Genomic DNA, 19,990 nt, shown 5'->3' with positions numbered 1-19,990 from the left:
ATGAAAAATATTTGTTTGATTATAAGTTATGACGGCACTGATTACAGCGGATGGCAAAAACAGCAAAATGCACTTGCAATCCAGGAAGTGATTGAAAATGCACTTTCGGAGGTGACGGGAGAGGAAATTGTTTTGAAAGCGGCGGGAAGAACCGACGCAGGAGTCCACGCCCTTGCACAGGTTGCAAATTTCAAAACAAATTCCACAATTCCGCCGGAAAAATTTTTATATCCGCTGAACAATATATTGCCGGGGGACATAAGAATAGAAAAATCTTTTGAGGTGACGGACGATTTCAGCGCGAGATTTTCTGCACTGTTGAAGCACTACAGATACTCGGTTTATGTGGGTGAAGTGCTTCCCGCAACGATGAAAAGATTTTTCTCGCTCTATTCATACGACATCGATATGGATAAAATTTCAGATGCGGCGAAAGTTCTTGTGGGGACGCACGACTTCAAAGCATTTGAAGGACCATATGCGCAGATGCCGACGTCCGTGAGAAATGTGACGGATATAATTATAAAATACGAAAACAACATTCTCACATTCGACATTTTCGGCGAGGCATTTTTGAAGAATATGGTTCGAATAATGGTCGGAACAATTTTGAAAGCGAACGAAGGGCGAATTACGCCGACGGAAATCGAGGAACTTTTTGAATCGAAAGACCGAACGAAAGCGGGTGTCACAATGCCACCCGAAGGACTCACCATGGTCGAGATAAAATATGATTGGGAGAAATTTAGAATTTAGATTGAACACTCTTGCTTTTGCAAGGGTGTTTTTGTTTGCGGTGATTGATAACGCTTCGATTTTTTGGTATGATAAAAATAGTAATTAACAAAACTTTAAGAACTTGTAAATAATAAATGTTTATCATTCGATACGTTTAGAAATAAAGCCGGAATTTAAACCCATCGAATTCGATGGGGAAAACCGACAGAAATAACAATAAAAAATGTCATAGATTTATTTGTAAAGTTGGTAAGAAATATAGAAATTTTACAAATGGTTTTTGAGACCAAGCGAGAATAATATCTATAGATTTGATTAGAATATTCTAAATGTCAATAAATTCATGGGGGAATTATGATAAGAGATAAATATAATGAGAACTTTTCTAAAATTTTATTATTATTTTTAACAGGGATAATTGTAGGAAGTTTAAGTATAATTCCTATGCTATTTATTCAAAAGGTGATAGACTATTTAACCTTAGGGAATCGCATTGAATTTATAAAATATATAATATTTTATTCACTTGTATATATTTTGGTAAATATATTTAGGATAGCTCTCGTAAACTTCGGCTCAAAATTCGAACTGAATTTAAATCGTGACATAAGAAATGAGATTGTTGAAAGTATTCTTAATACAAAGATGGAACAGCTGGAAAGAGCCGGACGAAGCAATGTTTTTAATGTTATAATTGACGACTTAAAATCGATTGATGATAAACTAATACCTTTGGTTTTTGATTTAGGTTTTTCTATCTCAAGTTTTGTGATTGGGTCAATAATTATAATAAAGTACGACTATATTATGTTATTTGATATGATTGCCATATCTGTTGCGTCAACAATTGTAATCCAAAAGATTTTAAAAAGTTCAGAAATAGCATCTGCAAATAGTCAAATTCAAAGGCTGAATGTTATAAATAAATTTTTTGACATTATTGTGGGCGCAAGGGATATTAAACTGTTTAATAAAGAAAAGATTTTTTCAAATGAATTTTACAAAGAGAATCAGACGCTGAATAAGCTCGATAAAAAAATAATAAATATTAAAAATGTTTCTCAAGCACTTGTAAGTTTATTGTTTAATCTTATTATGGCTATTTTAATTTTTATTGGAGGAATGCGTGTTAGTCAAGGCAACTTGTCAGTCGGAGCATTGATAGCAATCATATTGTATGCCTCAATGATTACCGATCCGATATTTAATATCATAGAAAATCAAAAAGAAATAGCAGCTTTCAAAAATTCTGTTAAAAGGATAGATGATACTTTTAAAAGAATAGAGAAAGAATGTGTAAATTTAATCGAAAATTTTAACACTATTGAATTTAAAGATGTTTCGCTAAATTATGGAGATAACCACGTTTTAAGAGATTTTAATTTAGTCATAAATAAAGGTGATAAATTAAAAATAAATGGAAGAACAGGTTCAGGCAAGTCAAGTATTGCAAAATTAATCACTAATATGTATAAGCCGTCTTCGGGTAATATATATGTGGATGGGAAAGAAAATCAGACGGTTTCATTATCAGCGGTTTTTCAAGAAAATAAATTATTTAACATGTCAATAATCGAAAACATCACATTTAAATCTACGGTTAATGATAAGAAATTGAATGAAATCATTAAAATATGTAGGTTGGATGAAGTTCTTGAAAAGTATTCAATAAAGAATATAGGGTTCGACAGCAGCACCTTATCAGGTGGAGAGAAAACAAGAGTGTTGTTAGCGAGAGCATTATACAAAGATTGCGAACTATACATTTTTGATGAAATTAGCACAGGGCTTGATGAAAAACTTTTTTATAAAATTTTTGATGACACTATGAAATATTTAGAAGCAAAAACAGTCATTACCATTGATCACAAATATATTGACGAAAAATATTTTTCGAAAAATATTTCTATATAAATCTAAAAATGTTTTGGCATTAAATCTATAAGGTTATGTATTTAGATAAAACACTCTTGCTTTTGCAAGGGTGTTTTTGTTTGCGGTGATTGATTGAGTTGAAGTTTTTTGGTATGATGATATAGAGGCGACTATGGAAAATATTAGAAGATATCTTTATCAAAACAAAATAAAAACTCTGATTGTTTTTCTTCTACAAATTTTGATGTGGGGAATGCAGGTCATTGTGCAATTTTTTGCTATAAAAACATTTGACGGCGCAATCAGGCTCGACATTCATCAATTTTTGAAGTGGATTTCGATTTCGTTTGCAGGATGGCTCGCATATTACTTAATTTGTATGCTCGAGTCTTATTTTCGTGCAATGGCGATAAAGTCCATGAACAATGATCTTCGAAAGGATTTTTACGAGACAATTTACAACGGAGATATAAAAAATTTCGGCGGAGAAAAAAGAGCGGAATATATTTCTTACATAACAAAAAATGTCGACGAAATTTCTACTCTCGCATGGGAAAGCGTTTTCAATCTGGTCGGAAGAGTTGCACAGATAGTTTGGAGCGTTGCGGCGCTTCTCTATCTCGACTTTTATCTCTTTTTATTCGCCGTTTTTTCAACGCTTATAATGTGGTTTATGCCGAAAATTTTTGAAAAGCGTATCGAAAAAATCGGAGAGGACAATTTGAAAGCGCAAGCGAAGGCGATGAAGAAATTTAAAGATTTAATTTACGGCGTGCACATTCTAAAAATTCTATCCGCAAAGAATTGGTATTTAAAAAGAGGAATGGACGCGAGCGAAATAAGCGAAGAGGCGAAGTCTAGAAAAAATTACATGACGGAGATTTTGGAATGCACGATGGGAATCGTGAGTGTTTTGATGCAAATTTTGGCGGAAGTCATCGTGGTAGTTCTTGCATTTTACGGGCGAATCGGAGTTGCGGTGCTTGCAGGGGCAGCAAATCTCATAGGCGGAGTCACGAACGGACTTTCAAATCTCACAAATGCAAAAATGATGATAATGCAGTCGAAGCCGTATTTTGAAATTCTAAAATCAACCGATGTTGAAAAAGTGTGCGACGAGTCGTTTAACCAAACGCTCACGCTCAAAAATATTTCGTACAGCTACGATGACAAACAGGTTCTTAAAGGCATTAATATGGAATTTAAAAAGAACGGCAAATATGCAATTATCGGAAAGTCGGGACGCGGAAAATCGACAATTTTAAAGATTATTATGGGGATTATAAAGGATTACGAGGGCGAGGTTCTCTACGATGGAAGCGTGCGCGAGAAAGCACTCGACACAAATATGTCCTACATTTCGCAAGATGTATATCTTTTTAATGCCTCGATAAAGGAGAATATTGTTTTAGGCGGGGACTTTTCGGGTACGGCTATAAGTGACGCACTTTTTAAAAGCTCGCTTCAAAAGGACATCGAAAACTTTAAAGACGGCATCGACACGATTGTCGGAGAGAACGGCGCGAATATTTCCGGAGGCGAAAAACAAAGAATCGCAATTGCAAGAAGTTTGATAAACGGCAAAGACACGATTTTGATTGACGAGGGCACAAGCGCACTCGACCGGGAAAACAGAGCGGCGATTGAAGAAAATTTACTTAAAAGTGAGAACCTCACAATTATTATGGTGAGCCACAATTTGGATGAGAACATGAGAAAACTTTTCGATGCAATTTATGAAATTTAGTGGATCGGGAGATTTTTAATTCTATAAATAACTTTTGAAAAAATCATAAAATATGGTAGAATGAATATAAATACGTTTTTAATCAATAAAAATGAATGCGGAGGTTTTATGAAAAAATATTCAAAGGGCAACTTTTTCGGATACAACACATTGAAGGGGCGACTTCTTTTTGCTCTGATTTTCGGTGCGCTAATTGCAATCGACATCGCAATCATCGACACAAAAGCTTTGCACAGTCTTCATCTCAACTACAGAACCGCAGAAGTTGAAAAATATATCGATTTAATGAGCATATTTGTGTTTGTAAACGGCGTACTATTTATGTTCTACAGTAGCATGGGCGTTTACGACGCGATTACATTTATGACTTCGGAGAAAGTTTATGCACCGAAAATATTTTTCCTCGCCATGATAGTGCTTGGAATTTGTCAGGCATTTATGGGCATCGACACAGTCATGCGACTATTTGAAATGAACGCGCTCATTGTAAATAGAGATGCAAACACATACAAGGGCGTTTATCTTTTCGGAGCGGCGATAAAATGTTTGCTTTATAGTCTATTGATGTATGCGATTCGAATGATTTCGGAGTTCAGGATGAGAAAAAGTAACGAGAAAATGTTTCGAGAAAATCATGAGCTGAGACATAGAAAAAAACAACTTGAAGATTTTTTGAACGAGAGCGGGGAGTAGTTTGTGTTTTTAAAATTTAAAAAAATAATTTTTGAGGGATTTTAAAATACAATTTTATGTTCTTGATTTTTATAGAATAAAATTTAATAATTACCGGAAATTTATGTTTTTGAGCGACTATAAATTTGAAAAATTATACGTTTAATGGTATAATTTTATGTAGATAGATTAAGGGAATACGGTTAAAACCGAACAGCAACCTCTACTGTATGCCGGATTATATACCACATGCCACTTAACGGGAAGGCGGTATATGTTTTGATGGCGAGTCAGGATACCTTCAGTTGTACTTTTGGGATTGGGAAGTATGCTGTTTTATGTTGTTCCTTTAAAATAAATTTTTGGAGGATGTATGGGTAAGTTTTTAAGATTTTAATTCGAATCTTGATTAACTTGCCCATTTTTAAGTTGGAGGTTTATTTTGGCGAAAATTATGGTTCAAGGCGCAACTTCTTCGGCAGGTAAGTCGCTGTTGTGCACCGGTTTATGCAGATATTTTTATAAAAAAGGTCTGAAGGTTTTTCCTTTCAAGTCGCAAAATATGAGTAGAAATGCTTTCGTTGATGAAGACGGTCACAAAATTGCAACCGCACAGGTCCAACAAGCTTTTGCGTGCAACAGAAAACCCGATGTCAAGATGAATCCGGTGTTACTTATTCCAAAGACCGACGTCGGAAGCACGGTTGTGCTTTTCGGAGAAGAGTTCAAGGATATGAAGGCGAGGGAGTATTTTGAGTATAAAAAAGAACTCCTTCCGATAATTGAAAAAACTTTTTCGGAGATTGAGTCGGAAAACGATATCGTTGTGGTTGAAGGTGCGGGAAGTCCTGCGGAAATAAATTTGAGAGAGAACGATATTGTGAATATGGGTTTGGCGGAACTTGTGGATTTGCCCGTGATTCTTGTTGCGGATATCGACCGCGGCGGAGTTTTTGCATCTCTTTACGGAACGGTCATGCTTTTAAGCGAGAACGAGAGAAATCGAATCAAGGGACTTGTCATAAATAAATTCAGAGGCGACAAAACTCTTCTCGATTCGGGCATCGAAGAAATCGAAAAGCTTACGGGAATTCCTGTCATCGGAACGATTCCATATGTGAAGCTGAATATCCCGGACGAAGATTCGCTCGTCGACTACGACAAGCCTGCAAATCACGGCGGAGTTACCAGGGAAGAATTAGAAATTGAATTTGATAAGCTTATGAATGCGATTGCAGAAAATATGGATATGAAATTTGTTGAGGAGATTGCGGGGTTATGATTAAAATTGTTTTGGCGGCGCTTTTAATAGACCTTTTGATCGGCGATCCGGTTTATCCGTTTCACCCGATAAGGCTTATGGGAAAGCTGATTTCCTTTGAAGAGAAAAAGTTTTTAAAGGAAGATAAGAGTGACTACGAAAAATTTGTCGCAGGGAGTGCGATTGTCGTTTTTAATCTCGTTTTTTCGTATCTCGTCACATATTTTATTATAAAAATTATTCCTGCGGGAATTTTCAGAACACTTTTTCAAATTTATGTGGTTTATTCGTGCATTTCTCTTAAAGAACTTTCGAAGTGCGCAAGAAAAGTACGAGAAAAGCTCGAGGTTTCAATTGTCGATGCAAGGCACGAGCTCTCGATGATTGTGGGTCGCGACACTGAAAATCTTACGGAAAAGCAAGTTGTGATGGCGACTGTGGAAACGGTTGCCGAAAATGCGAGCGACGGAGTTTTCAGCCCGATTATATTTGCATTTTTGTTCGGACCTGCAGGGGCGGTCATGATGAAGATGGCAAACACGATGGATTCGATGATCGGATACGACGACAGCAAGTATTTTTATTTTGGAAAAACGGCAGCACTCACAGACGATGTTATAAACTTTATCCCGGCAAGACTCACGGCAATTTTCTTTATTTTGGCGGGGGCAGTTTTGGATTTGAACATTCAAAATGGAGTTGAGGTAACAATTAGGGATTCAAAAAAACACGCAAGTCTTAATGCGGGTTTTCCGGAGTCGGCGATGGCTGGGCTTTTGGGAGTTAAACTTTTGGGACCTTCGACATACAAAGGCGTTTTGTCGGACAAGGCTTTTATCGGAAATGATTTGAGAGAGATTGATAAAGACGATATTTTTGTGGCAAACAGAGTGATGTATGTTGCAACCGCTCTTTTGGTTGTCACGATGTCAATATTATTATATTCACCGCTCTACAGAGCGCTTTAAGGAGGAAATATGAAGGGGATTACAGTTTGTTTTTTCGGTACGACACACATGGACACATATGATGCGTGCATAAAGCCGATTTATGATTATGTAAAAAATAAATATGGAAATGAATATGAAGTCGAGATGGCGTATACGTCGCGCATAATAAAGAAAAGGCTGAAAGATAGAGGAATTATGGACGTGAAAAACGAGAGGGAAGCACTTGATTATTTCAAAAGCCTCGGCATCGACGAGCCGATAGTTTTCAGCACACATCTTTTGGCGGGACACGAGTACGAAAAAATTCTTTCACTTAAGGAGTTTTATCCGGGGCTTCGCGTTTCAAAACCGCTATTTGCGGACAAGTCTGCAATCGATGAATTTACAAAAAAGGCAATTTTCGAAGAAGACGAGTGCACGGTTTGGATGGGACACGGCACGAGCCACGAAGTGGACGACGTCTACGACTACTGCGACGAGTGTTTCAAGAAAAACGGCGGAGAAAATGTTTTCGTTGCGACGGTTGAAGGCACGAGAAGTCTCGAAACTATTTTGCCGGAGCTCGAAAAATTCAAGGATAAAAAAATCACACTAAGACCCATGATGCTTGTGAGCGGCGACCATGCGAAAAACGATATGGCGGGAGACGAACCGGATTCGTGGAAAAGCATTCTCACACAAAAAGGTTTTAAAGTGGATGCGGTTTTAAAGGGACTCGGCGAGTTTGATTTTGCAAGGGAAATGTTTTACGACAGATTAAAAGAGGTGCTTTAGAGATGAAAAAACTCTATGGAATCGGAACGGGTCCGGGCGCGGCGGATTTGATAACTGTTAGAAGTAAAAATCTTATCGAGAATGCGGATGTGATTTTCGCACCGAACAACAAGGGCAAAAATATGGCGCTTGACACGGTGCGCGAGTATATAAAAACCGAAAATATTGTTTATCTCGATTTTCCGATGGGTAAAGTGGGAGCGGAGATTTACAAGAAGAATCTCGAAATTATCCACGAAAATCTTTCGGACGAAAGTTTCGGCGTGTTTCTTACGATTGGAGACGCCGCAATTTACAGCACATTTATAAATACTCTTTATTTCGACGAGGAGATTTCGTTTGAGATGTCACCGGGCATTCCGTCATTTTTGGCGGCGGCGGATTTCGCCGGAGTGCCGCTTGCGACAAAGGGAAAAAATTTCCTCCTTACAGATGATATCGAAAATGCAAATCTCGAATTTGTCGATAGAATTGCAATTTTAAAAACTTATAAAAATAAAAAAGAAGTAATAGAAAAGCTCGAAGCACACAATTTTTCTTATATTTATCTTGAAAATGTTTCGGCAAAAGACGAGCTCATACTTCGAGACAAGGAAGAAATTTTAGAAAGGGAGAATTATATGTCCCTCATGATTGGATGGAGAAATGAATAAAGGACACGGCGCAAATATTTTTAAATATTCAAAAAGTGGAGAGCTTCTCGATTTTTCGAGCAATATAAATCCCTACGGACCGACCGGGAGGGTCAAGAAAAATATAAGAGAACATCTCGATTTGATCGCGAGATATCCGGATGTGTCATATGGAAAACTTTTCGAAGCCCTCGAGAGATATCTCGGAGCGGACAAATCGTATATTTCACTCGGAAACGGTGCGATGGAAGTGATTGATGCGGCAATCTCGCTATATGAAAATATTGTAATATTTGAGCCGGCGTTTATGGAATACGAAATACGCGCACGCGTGCAAAAGAAAAATATAAAGAAAATAAATCTCGACGCATCGTTTAAAACCGATGTCAGAGATTTGGATTTCGATTTAAAAAACACTCTCGTAATTTTGACAAGTCCGCACAATCCGAGCGGAGTGAGCCTTACAAAAAAAGAGTTCGACGAGATTTATGAAAAAGTTTCAGAAAGCGGCGGAGCGATTTTGATGGACGAAGCGTTTCATGAATTTTCGAGCGTGAGCTACGATTTGGCGAAAGAAATTACGAAATACAAAAATTTGTTTGTGGTGAGAGCCGCAACAAAATTTTTCTCGCTCCCGGGCCTCAGACTCGGGTATATGGTTTCAAATTTCAAAGAGAAAATCGACAATCATATTCCAACGTGGTCGGTTTCATCGCTTGTGGAAAATTTGGGAGAGGATTTATTTTTTGATGAGGAGTTTATAATATCATCGAAAGAGAAGCTTGCGAAATCACGAAATAAGTTATTTTCGGAGCTTCAAAAGATTGGCGGGATTTATCCGCTCCCATCGGATGCGAACTATATATTGATTAAAACTGATTTCGACAATGAAAAGCTTTTTCAAAATCTGCTTAACAAAGGGATTTTGGTGAGAAAGTGTGATAATTATGATAATTTGGGGCATCAATATATTAGAGTTGCGGTAAAGAAGGATGAGGACAATGAGAAGCTTGTAAAAGCTTTAAAGGAGGAAGAAAATGAACGATTTTAAACGAAACACTTTAAGAAAGCTTATGATTACGGCGCCGTCTTCAAACACCGGAAAGACGCTCATAAGTACAGCTTTGATAAAGTTGTTTAGGGAACTGGATCTTCAAGTTATGGGCGCGAAGACCGGTCCGGATTATATAGATGCTGAATATTTAACTTACGCTTCGGGAAAGAAGAGTGAAAATTTCGATTTGTTTTTGATGGATGACGATTTGATAAAGAAGAAGATAAATAAAATCGCGGTTGACAACGACGTGCTTCTTGTAGAAGGTGTTATGGGTTATTTCGACGGTTCGGGAAACACTTTCGAAGCAAGTAGCTTCGATCTTTCGAAAAAATTTGACATAGGTGCAATTCTTCTTTATGAGCCGAAGGGCGAAATGTTTACGATGGTGCCGAAGATTAAGGGCATGGTCGACTTCAGTGAAGGTCAAATCAAGGGCGTTATTTTCAATAAAACGAGCAAGAGAATTTATGATATGATTGCACCGCAAATTGAAAAATATGTGGGCATAAGCGCGCTCGGCTACATTCCGAACGACAAGAGACTTGAAATTCACGAAAGAAGTTTGGGACTTATTAGGCCGAAGGAAGTCGAAGATATCACTGAAAGACTTGATCTTATTACAAACCAAATGAAAAAGACGGTTGACATAAGAGGTGTTCTTATGGCTGCGACACAACAAACGAGTGAACAGGATAGAGCCGAGGAAAATCCGTTCAAAAAATACAAGATTTTGATGGCAAAGGACGACGCATTTTGCTTCCACTATGAATCGGAGTTATATGATGCGGCAACTTTCTTTTCGCCTTTAAATGACAAGGAAATTCCGGAGGACACGGATTTGGTCGTAATCGGCGGAGGCTATCCGGAGTTGTTCAGATTTAAACTTTCGAACAACGAAGCTATGATTAACTCGCTTCGCGAATATCACAGAAAGGGCGGCAGAATTTTGGCATACGGTGGCGGACTGATTTATCTTTCAAAAAGAATCGGAGAAGTGCCGATGGTCGGAATTTTCCCCGGACTTTCATCAATGACGAAAAATCTCATTCACTTCGGTTACCAAAAGGCGGTCATCGAAGACGAATGGCTCGGCACACAACGTGGGGAATTTAATGTTCGTGAATATCACAGAGGTATTTATGAAACGTCGAGCAGATCGATGCTTATGCTAAGTAAGCCGAACGACGAAAAGGGCGAAACGAGACACAGCGACGGGTACAAGGAAAGAAACGCCTACGGTTCATACAGCCACGCGCATCCGGACGCTATAAGTAAAATGATTTTACAATTTTTGGAAAGGAAAGTTTAATGTATATAAAAAATCCGAAGAAAATTGAAAACAATTCGATGGATATTATCGCACCGTATTTGAGCGATGTCGATTTTAAAGAAGGGGAACTTCCGATTGTTAAACGCATGATTCACACGACGGGCGACGTCGACTACAGACATATCATCGAATTTCAAAACGATTTTGTCGAACGCGCGACTCTTGCAATGAAAAAAGGCGGAAAGATTTATGCAGACACAAATATGATTGCGGCAGGTGTGAATAAGCCGGCGCTCGAAAAAGCAAATCTCGAAGTTTTTACATGCGTTTCCGACGAAGATGTAAGGAAAATTGCAAAGGAACAAGAGATAACGCGATCGATGGCGGCTGTCGACAAGGCGATAAAAGACGGCGTCACGATGTTTGCTTTCGGAAATGCGCCGACAGCGCTCTTTAGACTTATCGAGCATATAAAAGCGGGCGATATTTCTCCGGACTTTATTATAGGTGTGCCGGTCGGATTTGTGGGAGCCGCAGAGTCGAAAGAGGAACTTTCGACGGTGAGCGTGCCTTTTGTGAGAACGAACGGTTCAAAGGGCGGTTCGAATGTTGCAGTTTCAGTTATAAACGCACTTTTATATAGTTTTATCGAGAGGGATTTTTAGTTGGACGAAAAATTGCTTGGAAAAGGTCACGAGATTTATGAAAATGGGCTCCGCCTCGGATACACGACGGGAAGTTGTGCAACTGCGGCGGCTCTTTCTGCTGCAAAAATGCTCGTCGACGAGGGGAGCGATATTTTAAAACTCGAAACTCCGTCGGGTATAACTTTGATTTTGGAAGTTTTAAACAAAAGAATCGATGGCGAGTACGCTTTTTCCGAGATAAGAAAAAGTTCGGGCGACGACCCGGACGTGACCGACGGAATTTTAATCGGGGCAAAAGTGAGAAAAAGAAATGACGACAAGATTGTCATTTCGGGAGGCGAAGGCGTCGGCATAATAAAACGCAAAGGGCTTTTCGGAAAAGTCGGAGAACCTGCGATAAATCCGATGCCGAGAAAAATGATTGAAGATGCGCTGAAACCTTTGGGCGGTTTCGACGTCGAAATTTATGTGCCGAACGGTCGGGAAATCGCAAAAAAGACATACAATGAAAATATGGGAATCGAAGGCGGTATCTCGATTATAGGAACGACGGGCATCGTGCATCCGATGAGTGAAAAAGCACTTCTCGACACAATAAAACTCGAGCTCAATATGAACAAAGAGGAGTATGGAACGGATGAAATCGTATTGGTTCCGGGAAGTTACGGCAAAGATATGCTAAAGAAAATGAATATCGAAAAGCCGACGGTCGAGATGAGTAACTATGTCGGAGAGACTTTAAAGATGGCGCTCGAGGACGGTTTTAAAAAGATTATCCTCGTAGGTCACATCGGGAAGTTTTCGAAACTTTCAATCGGAATTTTCAACACACACTCGAACATTTCGGACACGAGAATGGAGGCGTTTGTTTATTATCTGTTTAAAATGAACGCAAAGAGGGAGGACATACTTAAAATTTGCAGCCAAAACACCGCTGAGATTGCGATGAATATGGCGATTGATATGGGATACGGTGAGGTTATAAAACAAATGGAAGAGGGCGCGGAGGAAAGGATTCGAAAGTATCTTAAAAAAAGCGACCTTGATGTGAAAGTGATTATTTATTCTATGGAAAGAGGAGTGATTTAATGATTTATGTTGTTGGAATCGGACCGGGAGATCCGAAATATTTGACGAATGTTGCAGAAGATATTATTTTTAAAAGTGACTATGTGCTTTCATACAAGCGAGTAAAAGAGACAATCGAGCCGATGGCGAAGATTATTGAAATAGAGAGTTTAAAAGAAATTACGGACTTTTTAGATGAGCATATGGGCGAAGACGTCGATATTTCAGTTTTGGCTTCGGGCGACCCGAGCTTTTTCGGAATCGGCGAATATATTTCGAAGAGATATAAAGTGAAAACAATTCCGGGAATTTCCTGCGTTTCTTATATGGCGGGATACGAAAACATTTCCTTAAACGACGTTACGTCGATTTCCTTTCACGGCAGAGAGCTCAACAGAGATTTGATTTCAAACGATAAACTCATGATTTATACGGATTCGAAAAACAATCCGGACAGCATTTCAAAATGGCTTTACAGCGAAGGCTATAGGGGGAAAATCGTGGTCGGATTTAATCTGAGTTACGATGACGAAGCTGTCGACAGATATGAAATCGGCGACGATATTGAAATTAAAAGCGATTTGAATTTGATGTATGTGGAGATTTTAAATGAGAGCAATTGAGGACGCTTTTTTCATTCGCGGCGACATTCCGATGACGAAGCGCACAATTCGCGCGTATATTATGGATGCACTCGACATAGAAAGAGGCGACAGAGCACTCGACATCGGCGCCGGAACGGGAAGCGTTTCGGTTGAGATGGCACTTCGGGGAGCCGAGGTATGCGCGATTGAAATCGAAGAAGAAGGCATAAGTTTAATAAAACAAAATGCCGAAAAGTTCGGCGTGAAAATCGAGATGAAAAATTTGATGGCTCCCGAAGGAATCGGGGGCGAAAAATATGACAAGATTTTCATCGGCGGAACAAAGGGGCGAATGAAGGAGATAATTGATGCGGCGTACGACAGTCTAAAAATCGGCGGCACAATTGTGCTCACATTTATCTTGCCGAAAAACTATACCGAGGCGATGGCTCTTATGCACGATTTTAAGGAAGTTGAATCGACGCTCATTCAAACGTCGGAGATAAATAAAATCGGAATGATGATTGCAAACAATCCTATTTTTTTAATTAGAGGTGTTAAATGATATTTTTTGTTGGAGCAGGTCCGGGCGATCCGGATTTGATAACTATAAAGGGAAGAAAACTTTTGGAAGAAGCGGATGTTGTGATTTACGCGGGGAGTCTCGTTTCAAAAAGACAGCTCGATTATTTGAGAGAGGATGCTGAGGTCTACAATTCCGCAACAATGAATCTCGATGAAGTCATGGAAGTATTTTTGAAAGCGGAGAGTGAAAAGAAAACCACCGTTCGACTTCACACGGGCGACCCGGGAATTTACGGAGCGATTGCGGAGCAAATGCGTGAACTCGACAAGCACGACATTTACTACGAAGTTGTGCCGGGCGTTTCCAGTTTTTCCGCTGCGAATGCGGAGCTAAAAAAAGAGATGACTCTTCCCGGCGTAACGCAAACCATAATAATTACAAGAATGGCGGGAAGAACTCCTGTGCCGGAAGGACAAAGTCTTGCGGAACTTTCGAAGCACCATGCAACGATGGCAATTTTCCTTTCGATTTCGATGATTGAAGACGTTTGCAAGGAGCTTTTGGAGGGCTACACTGAAGAAACGCCTATTGCGGTTGTCTATCGTGCGACATGGGCGGACCAAAAGATTGTCACGGGAACAATTTCGGACATTGCGGAAAAGGTTCGTTTCGAAAATATCGGAAAGCAAGCGATGATTTTGGTCGGAGATTTTTTGGATACGGATTTTGAGCTTTCAAAACTTTACGACAAGCACTTCGAAACGGAATACAGAAAAGCGGTTCCGAAGAAAGATAAAGATGAGTAAAACTGCGGTTGTAACATTCACCGACGGAGGGCTTCAGCTCTACAAGAGACTCAGAATAAACGGCGATTTGTATTTTAACAAAAAATTGACCGGCGGTGTCAAAAAATATATGCCGAAAATCATGCGTGACTACGATGCGGTCATATTTATTTCGGCGTGTGGAATCGCAGTCAGAATGATTAAAGACTACATCGTTTCAAAAGACACGGACCCTGCGGTCATCGTGATGGACGAGTGTGGAAAATTTGTCATTCCGATTCTTTCGGGGCACCTCGGCGGCGCAAATGAACTTGCAACAAAGATTGCAAATCGAATCGGAGCGACGGCGGTTGTGACGACGGCGTCGGATTCACATGGCGTGGAGTCTATCGATATGTTTGCAAAAAAACATTCGCTCGTAATTGAGGACATCAAGAGTATCGCTCCCGTCATGGCGCGAATTGTCGAAAAGCGTAAAGTCATTATAAAAAACGACACCGCTTCTAAATACGAATATTCGTTCGCCACCGAAGATGAAGAGGAGGCCGAAGCGGCACTTGTCATTTCGTCGACTGTGTATGATTTTTCAGTTCCGACGACCTCTTTGAGACCGAGGGAACTCGTTGTCGGAATCGGAGCAAAGAGGGAGACACCAAAGGAGACGGTATTGAAAGCGCTCGAAAATGCTTTCGAAATGAAAAAACTCTCGCCTCTTTCGATTGTGAAAATAGTTTCGATTGATTTAAAAAAAGATGAAGTCGGAATCATTGAAGCCGCGAAAGAACTTGGAGTTTCTTTCGAGACATATTCCGATAAAGTCTTGAATGAAGTCGAAGGCGATTTTGAGGAATCGGAGTTTGTGAAAAAAACAACCGGATGCGGCGCCGTGTCTGCGAGGGCGGCGGCATTGTTCGGAGATTTGCTACTTGAAAAATATGTTTATAATGGAGTTACAATATCAATCGGAAAAGTGAGGTAAATATGCTTTATATTATAGGAATTGGGCCGGGCGGCAAAGATAGAATGACGCTTGAGGCCGTTCAAAAAATAAAAGAATCCGACGTCATTGTCGGATATAAACCATATATCGAATATGTCTCGGAATTTTTGACGGACCAGGAGACTTTTTCAACTGGCATGACGGGCGAAATTGAAAGATGTAAAAAAGCGATTGAGTTTGCAAAGGCAGGCAAAAATGTTTCAATCATTTCGACGGGTGACGCCGGACTTTACGGAATGGCGGGACCTGTCATAGAACTTTTAAAGAATAGCGGCGTCGAGTTTGAAGTTGTTCCGGGAGTGAGTGCAGTTTTTAGCGCTGCGGCAGACCTTGGGGCACCGCTCATGATGGACACGGCAATCATAAGTCTTTCGGATCTTCTTGTGAGCTATGAAAAGATAAAAAAACGCGTTGAGCTTGCAGCCGAAGCGGATTTTGTAATCTCTCTTTATAATCCGAGAAGCAAGGGCAGACCGGACTATTTGAATGAAGCCATTCAGATTATAAAAAAATATCGAAAAGGCACAACTCCGGTCGGTATCGTCAGAAATTCGGGCAGAGACGATTTTAAGAAAGAAATTGCGACTCTCGACACAATAGACTGCGAATCTGTCGACATGAAGACAATTGTGATTGTCGGAAACAGCACAAGCTACATTCACGGTGACACTATTATAACCAAAAGAGGCTATGATATATGATTTGGATTTTAGGCGGAACACACGAGGTTCCGCTTTTACTTGGTGGGCTCAAAAGCTACGACAACATCGTTGTCACGGTCACGACCGACGAAGCGCGGGAGTTTTTGCCGAAGGATTTGAAAGTGCGCGTTGGAAGCATGACGGAAGATGAGAAGCTGGCGTTTGTGAAAGAGAACGATATAAATCTCATCGTCGACATGACGCATCCGTTTGCAAGGCATATAAAAAAGTCGATCGCGGAATTTTCAAAAAAATATAATATAGATTTTGTGCGGTTCAACAGAAAGGTCGCAAGTTTTTCGGACGAAGACATTATTTATGTTAAGAGTTACGACGAAGCGGAGGAATTTGTCTCGTCGCACCCGGGAACATATTTTTTCACGACGGGTGTGAACGAGTGCGAAAGATTTTTGAGAGTGAAAAACGACAGCAGAATGATTTTCAGAATTCTTCCGAGCGTTAAAAGCATTGAAAAAATTTCGGCGCTAGGAGTTCCTATGAAGGACATCTGCGCGATGCTCGGGCCTTTTGATGAAGAATTAAACACAGCGCTTATAAACACTTACGGTGCCGACTATCTCGTAACAAAAAACAGCGGTGAGGGCTCGGGAACGAAAGAAAAACTTATCGCCGCAAAAAAAGCGGGCATAAAAGTGGTTATGATTGAAGCGGAAGAAGAAAACGGCATTCAAAGTATGGATGAATTAATAAAATTATTGGGGGAATATTGATGGGACTTTTAGAAGAAACAATTGCAAGTATTGCGGGAGTTGACAAAAAAGCATACGAACTTCCGAGAAAAGAGTGGGACAGCATTGCGCATCCGACCGGCTCGTTGGGAGAACTCGAAGAACTTACAATAAAAATCGCGGGCATTCAAGGAAATATTTTTCCGCTTGTCAAAAGCAGAGCACTCATAGTTATGGCTTCGGACAATGGAATTATAGAGGAAAATATTTCGAGTGGTTATCCGGATCTTACAAGTCAACTTGTTTATTCAATGGCAAAAAGAAAGACGTGTGCCGCAAATATGTGTCTCGAATCGGACACTGAAATTTATGTTGTGGACCTCGGAACAAGGCGTGAAATCGACCACGAAAATGTGCTACACTTCAGAATAAACAGCGAAACCAAAAATTTCAGAAAAGAACCGGCGATGACTGTCGAAGAAGCAAAAAAAGCAATCGAAACCGGAATTTATATGGTCGACGAACTAGTGAAAAAGGGAATTGACATTTTTGGAACGGGCGAACTCGGAATCGGAAATACTACAACTTCTGCGGCAGTTCTTGCAGCACTTTTAAAAACGGACGGCGAAACGACTTGCGGACTTGGCGCCGGCGTTACAAATGAAGGTCTTCAAAATAAAGTGAATGTCGTGAACGAAGCGATAAAAAAATATGACTTATACAACAAGACTCCTCTCGAAATTCTCGCATGTGTCGGCGGATATGACATCTGCGGGATGGTCGGTGTATTTTTGGGCGCAGCAAAGCACAAAAAAGTTGCGGTCATCGACGGATTTATTTCCGCAGTTGCAGCGCTTGTTGCGGTAAGAATGAACGAACACGTCATCGACTATATTATTCCGAGCCACAAAAGCAGAGAAAAGCAAGTGGAACTCGTGTTTAACGAACTCGGTCTTCACCCGACACTCGACCTTGAGATGCGCCTTGGAGAAGGAACGGGATGTATGCTCCTTTTTAAAATTTTGGACACGGCGGTCTATCTCATGAGAAATATGGGAAGATATGAAGAAATCGAAATACTTTCGGACGTGCTTGTAAATATAAGAGAGAAAAATGATTAGTATCGTTACGGGAGGCGCGAGAAGCGGAAAGTCGGAATTTGCGGAGAGCCTTATAAAAGGTGACGCGATTTATATTGCGACTGCGGAAAATTTCGACGACGAGATGGATCTTCGGATAAAAAAACATGTGAAGCGCCGCGAGGAGTCGAGCATAAATTGGCGCACCGTGGAATGTTTGAAAAAATTTGACGGACTTTCGGGCGACGAAAAATATGTGCTTTTCGATTCGCTCGGAGTGTTCATTTCAAATATTATGTTTTCAAAGACTGCAGACGATTTGAGCGATGAATCGATTGAAGAAACGATTCTCGAAGTGCGAAAAGAGCTCGAGCATTTGCTCGATTGGGCGAGAGAAAACGACAAGGAACTCGTGATTGTGACGGACGAAGTGGGCATGAGCATAATTCCGGAGTCGAAAGTTGCAAGAGTATATCGCGATTTAATCGGGACAATAAACAAAGAGGTCGCCGCAAAATGCGACAGAGCTTATTTGGTTTGTATGGGAATTGAGGTGAGACTGAAATGAAGATTTTAGAATCACTGGTTGTCGCATTTCAGTTTTTAACGAGACTATATCTCCCGATAAATGTCGAGTGGGACACGGGAAATTTGAGAAGGAGCCTCATGTGGTTCGGACTTGTTGGTGCATTTATCGGTGTAATTCTTGCCGGTTTTCTTATGCTTTTTAACCGGTTTGATGTGATTTCCGCAGTTGTTGCAATAATAATTTTAATCATATGGATATTCATAACCGGCGGAATGCACATCGACGGCATAAGCGACATGGCGGACGGATTTTTCTCGATGAGGGACAAAGAGAAGACATTGGAAATAATGAAAGACAGCCACGTCGGTGCTTTCGGAGTTATGACAATTGTATTCGTGCTTTTAATCAAATTTGAAATGCTTAAAGAATTTATTATGATTGAAAAAAATGTTTGGCTCCTCGTTTTGCCGCCGACAATTGCAAGAATTGCCGCAGGCCTTGTGCTATCGTTTTATGAAACCACGAAAAAAAGCGGACTCGGCTACACATTTCACAGCTCCGACCCGCGCATATTCTGGACAATCGGATTTATTGTAACGCTTATAATCTGTGCAATTCTAAATATAAAATCGCTCATCTTCATTGCACTTGCGATCGTGGCTTCAAACCTTATGGCACTTTGGGCAAAGAAAAAAATTGGTGGACTGAACGGCGACATCTACGGAGCGATTGTTGAAACGGTTGAAATTATAGGGATGGTGTTTATATGTGTCGTTTGATTTTAATAAGGCATGAAATGTCGGTTGGAAATTTGACGCATACATTTGCCGGAAAAGAAGTAAAACTTGCGACGATTGGAAAACTTCGCACAAAAAATACGAGAAGAGAATTTAACAAGCTGAAACTTAAAAATCCGATTTTTATTGCGAGCGAATACAAAAGAGCGCAGGAGACCGCGAAATATGTTCTCCATAAAAAAGATTATGAAAAACTTCGCGTGACAAAATATGTAAATGAAATAGATTTCGGCGACCTCGTCGGAAGGACTTTCAAAGAAAACATCGAACATTACGGCGAGAGTTTGAACGAATGGATGTTGGGACCGGACAGAACCGCCCCGCCGAGCGGTGAGAGTTTTCAAAATGCATTTAAAAGAGTGAAAATATTTTTGGATAAAATAAAAGATTATGAAGGCGACATTGTGGTTTTCACGCACGAAGGTTTTATACAACTCGTGCTTGGATATGAAAACAAAAAAATTAAAACGCAAAAAATAAAAAACGGGGAAATAAAAATAGTGAATATTATGTAAAGATTTAAGCAGGTTTTGACACCTGCTTTTTTTAATAATTAACTAATTTGAAATAATTATAAATTAAACATATAAATACATAATGGAAAAGATA

The 19,990-nt window shown here is 39.9% G+C and carries 22 protein-coding genes and 1 riboswitch; all 22 genes read left to right on the top strand.

Going from position 1 to position 19,990, the window contains the following annotated elements; genetic code table 11:
* The 22 genes from truA to SPI61_RS05835 all read left to right on the top strand — a co-directional run bounded on the left by truA (nucleotide 1) and on the right by SPI61_RS05835 (nucleotide 19,896).
* Nucleotides 1–756, top strand: coding sequence for a tRNA pseudouridine(38-40) synthase TruA (truA, locus tag SPI61_RS05940; protein ID WP_321137203.1), 756 nt, complete (start codon nucleotides 1–3; stop codon nucleotides 754–756).
* A gap of 336 nt (nucleotides 757–1,092) precedes the next feature.
* Nucleotides 1,093–2,652, top strand: coding sequence for an ABC transporter ATP-binding protein (locus tag SPI61_RS05935; RefSeq protein WP_321137202.1), 1,560 nt, complete (start codon nucleotides 1,093–1,095; stop codon nucleotides 2,650–2,652).
* Nucleotides 2,653–2,785: 133 nt separating this feature from the next.
* Complete coding sequence (locus SPI61_RS05930; RefSeq protein WP_321137201.1) at nucleotides 2,786–4,360, top strand: ABC transporter ATP-binding protein; 1,575 nt, start codon at nucleotides 2,786–2,788, stop codon at nucleotides 4,358–4,360.
* Between the two features lie 108 nt (nucleotides 4,361–4,468).
* Nucleotides 4,469–5,053 carry a hypothetical protein gene (locus SPI61_RS05925; RefSeq protein WP_321137200.1) on the top strand — a complete coding sequence of 195 codons (585 nt, stop codon included), beginning with the start codon at nucleotides 4,469–4,471 and terminating at the stop codon, nucleotides 5,051–5,053.
* Between the two features lie 127 nt (nucleotides 5,054–5,180).
* Nucleotides 5,181–5,354, top strand: a riboswitch (cobalamin riboswitch).
* A 120-nt stretch (nucleotides 5,355–5,474) separates the two neighbouring features.
* Nucleotides 5,475–6,314 (top strand): cobyric acid synthase, encoded by an 840-nt coding sequence (locus tag SPI61_RS05920; RefSeq protein WP_321137199.1) that lies wholly within the window; start codon nucleotides 5,475–5,477, stop codon nucleotides 6,312–6,314.
* Nucleotides 6,311–7,261: an adenosylcobinamide-phosphate synthase CbiB gene (gene cbiB, locus SPI61_RS05915; RefSeq protein WP_321137198.1), complete on the top strand. Its 951-nt coding sequence runs from the start codon at nucleotides 6,311–6,313 to the stop codon at nucleotides 7,259–7,261. Before SPI61_RS05920 ends, cbiB begins: the two co-directional genes overlap by 4 nt.
* A 9-nt stretch (nucleotides 7,262–7,270) precedes the next feature.
* Nucleotides 7,271–8,017: a sirohydrochlorin cobaltochelatase gene (locus tag SPI61_RS05910; RefSeq protein WP_321137197.1), complete on the top strand. Its 747-nt coding sequence runs from the start codon at nucleotides 7,271–7,273 to the stop codon at nucleotides 8,015–8,017.
* Between the two features lie 2 nt (nucleotides 8,018–8,019).
* A complete protein-coding gene (locus tag SPI61_RS05905; RefSeq protein WP_321137196.1) occupies nucleotides 8,020–8,670 on the top strand; it encodes a precorrin-2 C(20)-methyltransferase in 651 nt (216 codons plus the stop codon).
* Nucleotides 8,663–9,700: a histidinol-phosphate transaminase gene (locus SPI61_RS05900; protein WP_321137195.1), complete on the top strand. Its 1,038-nt coding sequence runs from the start codon at nucleotides 8,663–8,665 to the stop codon at nucleotides 9,698–9,700. The genes SPI61_RS05905 and SPI61_RS05900 overlap by 8 nt, the downstream gene beginning before the upstream one ends.
* Entirely contained in the window at nucleotides 9,687–11,015 is a 1,329-nt protein-coding gene (locus tag SPI61_RS05895) for a cobyrinate a,c-diamide synthase (RefSeq protein ID WP_321137194.1), read from the top strand. Before SPI61_RS05900 ends, SPI61_RS05895 begins: the two co-directional genes overlap by 14 nt.
* A complete protein-coding gene (locus SPI61_RS05890) occupies nucleotides 11,015–11,641 on the top strand; it encodes a precorrin-8X methylmutase (protein WP_321137193.1) in 627 nt (208 codons plus the stop codon). Before SPI61_RS05895 ends, SPI61_RS05890 begins: the two co-directional genes overlap by 1 nt.
* Nucleotides 11,642–12,712 carry a cobalt-precorrin-5B (C(1))-methyltransferase CbiD gene (gene cbiD / locus SPI61_RS05885; protein ID WP_321137192.1) on the top strand — a complete coding sequence of 357 codons (1,071 nt, stop codon included), beginning with the start codon at nucleotides 11,642–11,644 and terminating at the stop codon, nucleotides 12,710–12,712. It begins immediately after the preceding gene.
* Nucleotides 12,712–13,314 carry a precorrin-6y C5,15-methyltransferase (decarboxylating) subunit CbiE gene (cbiE, locus tag SPI61_RS05880; protein ID WP_321137191.1) on the top strand — a complete coding sequence of 201 codons (603 nt, stop codon included), beginning with the start codon at nucleotides 12,712–12,714 and terminating at the stop codon, nucleotides 13,312–13,314. The genes cbiD and cbiE overlap by 1 nt, the downstream gene beginning before the upstream one ends.
* Nucleotides 13,301–13,840: a precorrin-6Y C5,15-methyltransferase (decarboxylating) subunit CbiT gene (gene cbiT / locus SPI61_RS05875; protein ID WP_321137190.1), complete on the top strand. Its 540-nt coding sequence runs from the start codon at nucleotides 13,301–13,303 to the stop codon at nucleotides 13,838–13,840. The genes cbiE and cbiT overlap by 14 nt, the downstream gene beginning before the upstream one ends.
* Nucleotides 13,837–14,607, top strand: a complete 771-nt coding sequence (gene cobM, locus SPI61_RS05870) for a precorrin-4 C(11)-methyltransferase (protein WP_321137189.1) — start codon at nucleotides 13,837–13,839, stop codon at nucleotides 14,605–14,607. Before cbiT ends, cobM begins: the two co-directional genes overlap by 4 nt.
* Nucleotides 14,600–15,565: a cobalt-precorrin 5A hydrolase gene (locus SPI61_RS05865; protein WP_321137188.1), complete on the top strand. Its 966-nt coding sequence runs from the start codon at nucleotides 14,600–14,602 to the stop codon at nucleotides 15,563–15,565. Before cobM ends, SPI61_RS05865 begins: the two co-directional genes overlap by 8 nt.
* 2 nt (nucleotides 15,566–15,567) lie before the next feature.
* Nucleotides 15,568–16,287 carry a precorrin-3B C(17)-methyltransferase gene (gene cobJ, locus SPI61_RS05860; RefSeq protein ID WP_321137187.1) on the top strand — a complete coding sequence of 240 codons (720 nt, stop codon included), beginning with the start codon at nucleotides 15,568–15,570 and terminating at the stop codon, nucleotides 16,285–16,287.
* Nucleotides 16,284–17,018 (top strand): precorrin-6A reductase, encoded by a 735-nt coding sequence (cobK, locus tag SPI61_RS05855; RefSeq protein ID WP_321137186.1) that lies wholly within the window; start codon nucleotides 16,284–16,286, stop codon nucleotides 17,016–17,018. Before cobJ ends, cobK begins: the two co-directional genes overlap by 4 nt.
* Nucleotides 17,018–18,097, top strand: coding sequence for a nicotinate-nucleotide--dimethylbenzimidazole phosphoribosyltransferase (cobT, locus tag SPI61_RS05850; protein ID WP_321137185.1), 1,080 nt, complete (start codon nucleotides 17,018–17,020; stop codon nucleotides 18,095–18,097). Before cobK ends, cobT begins: the two co-directional genes overlap by 1 nt.
* Entirely contained in the window at nucleotides 18,090–18,623 is a 534-nt protein-coding gene (locus SPI61_RS05845) for a bifunctional adenosylcobinamide kinase/adenosylcobinamide-phosphate guanylyltransferase (protein ID WP_321137184.1), read from the top strand. Before cobT ends, SPI61_RS05845 begins: the two co-directional genes overlap by 8 nt.
* Nucleotides 18,620–19,363 (top strand): adenosylcobinamide-GDP ribazoletransferase, encoded by a 744-nt coding sequence (gene cobS, locus SPI61_RS05840; protein ID WP_321137183.1) that lies wholly within the window; start codon nucleotides 18,620–18,622, stop codon nucleotides 19,361–19,363. The genes SPI61_RS05845 and cobS overlap by 4 nt, the downstream gene beginning before the upstream one ends.
* Complete coding sequence (locus SPI61_RS05835) at nucleotides 19,351–19,896, top strand: phosphoglycerate mutase family protein (protein ID WP_321137182.1); 546 nt, start codon at nucleotides 19,351–19,353, stop codon at nucleotides 19,894–19,896. Before cobS ends, SPI61_RS05835 begins: the two co-directional genes overlap by 13 nt.
* Nucleotides 19,897–19,990 lie beyond the last annotated feature (94 nt).

Origin of the sequence: Ezakiella sp. (assembly GCF_034180565.1) — a bacterium.
Lineage (GTDB): Bacteria > Bacillota > Clostridia > Tissierellales > Peptoniphilaceae > Ezakiella.
The sequence above is the reverse complement of the archived record's forward strand: the minus strand, read 5'-3'. Positions and strand labels throughout refer to the sequence as shown.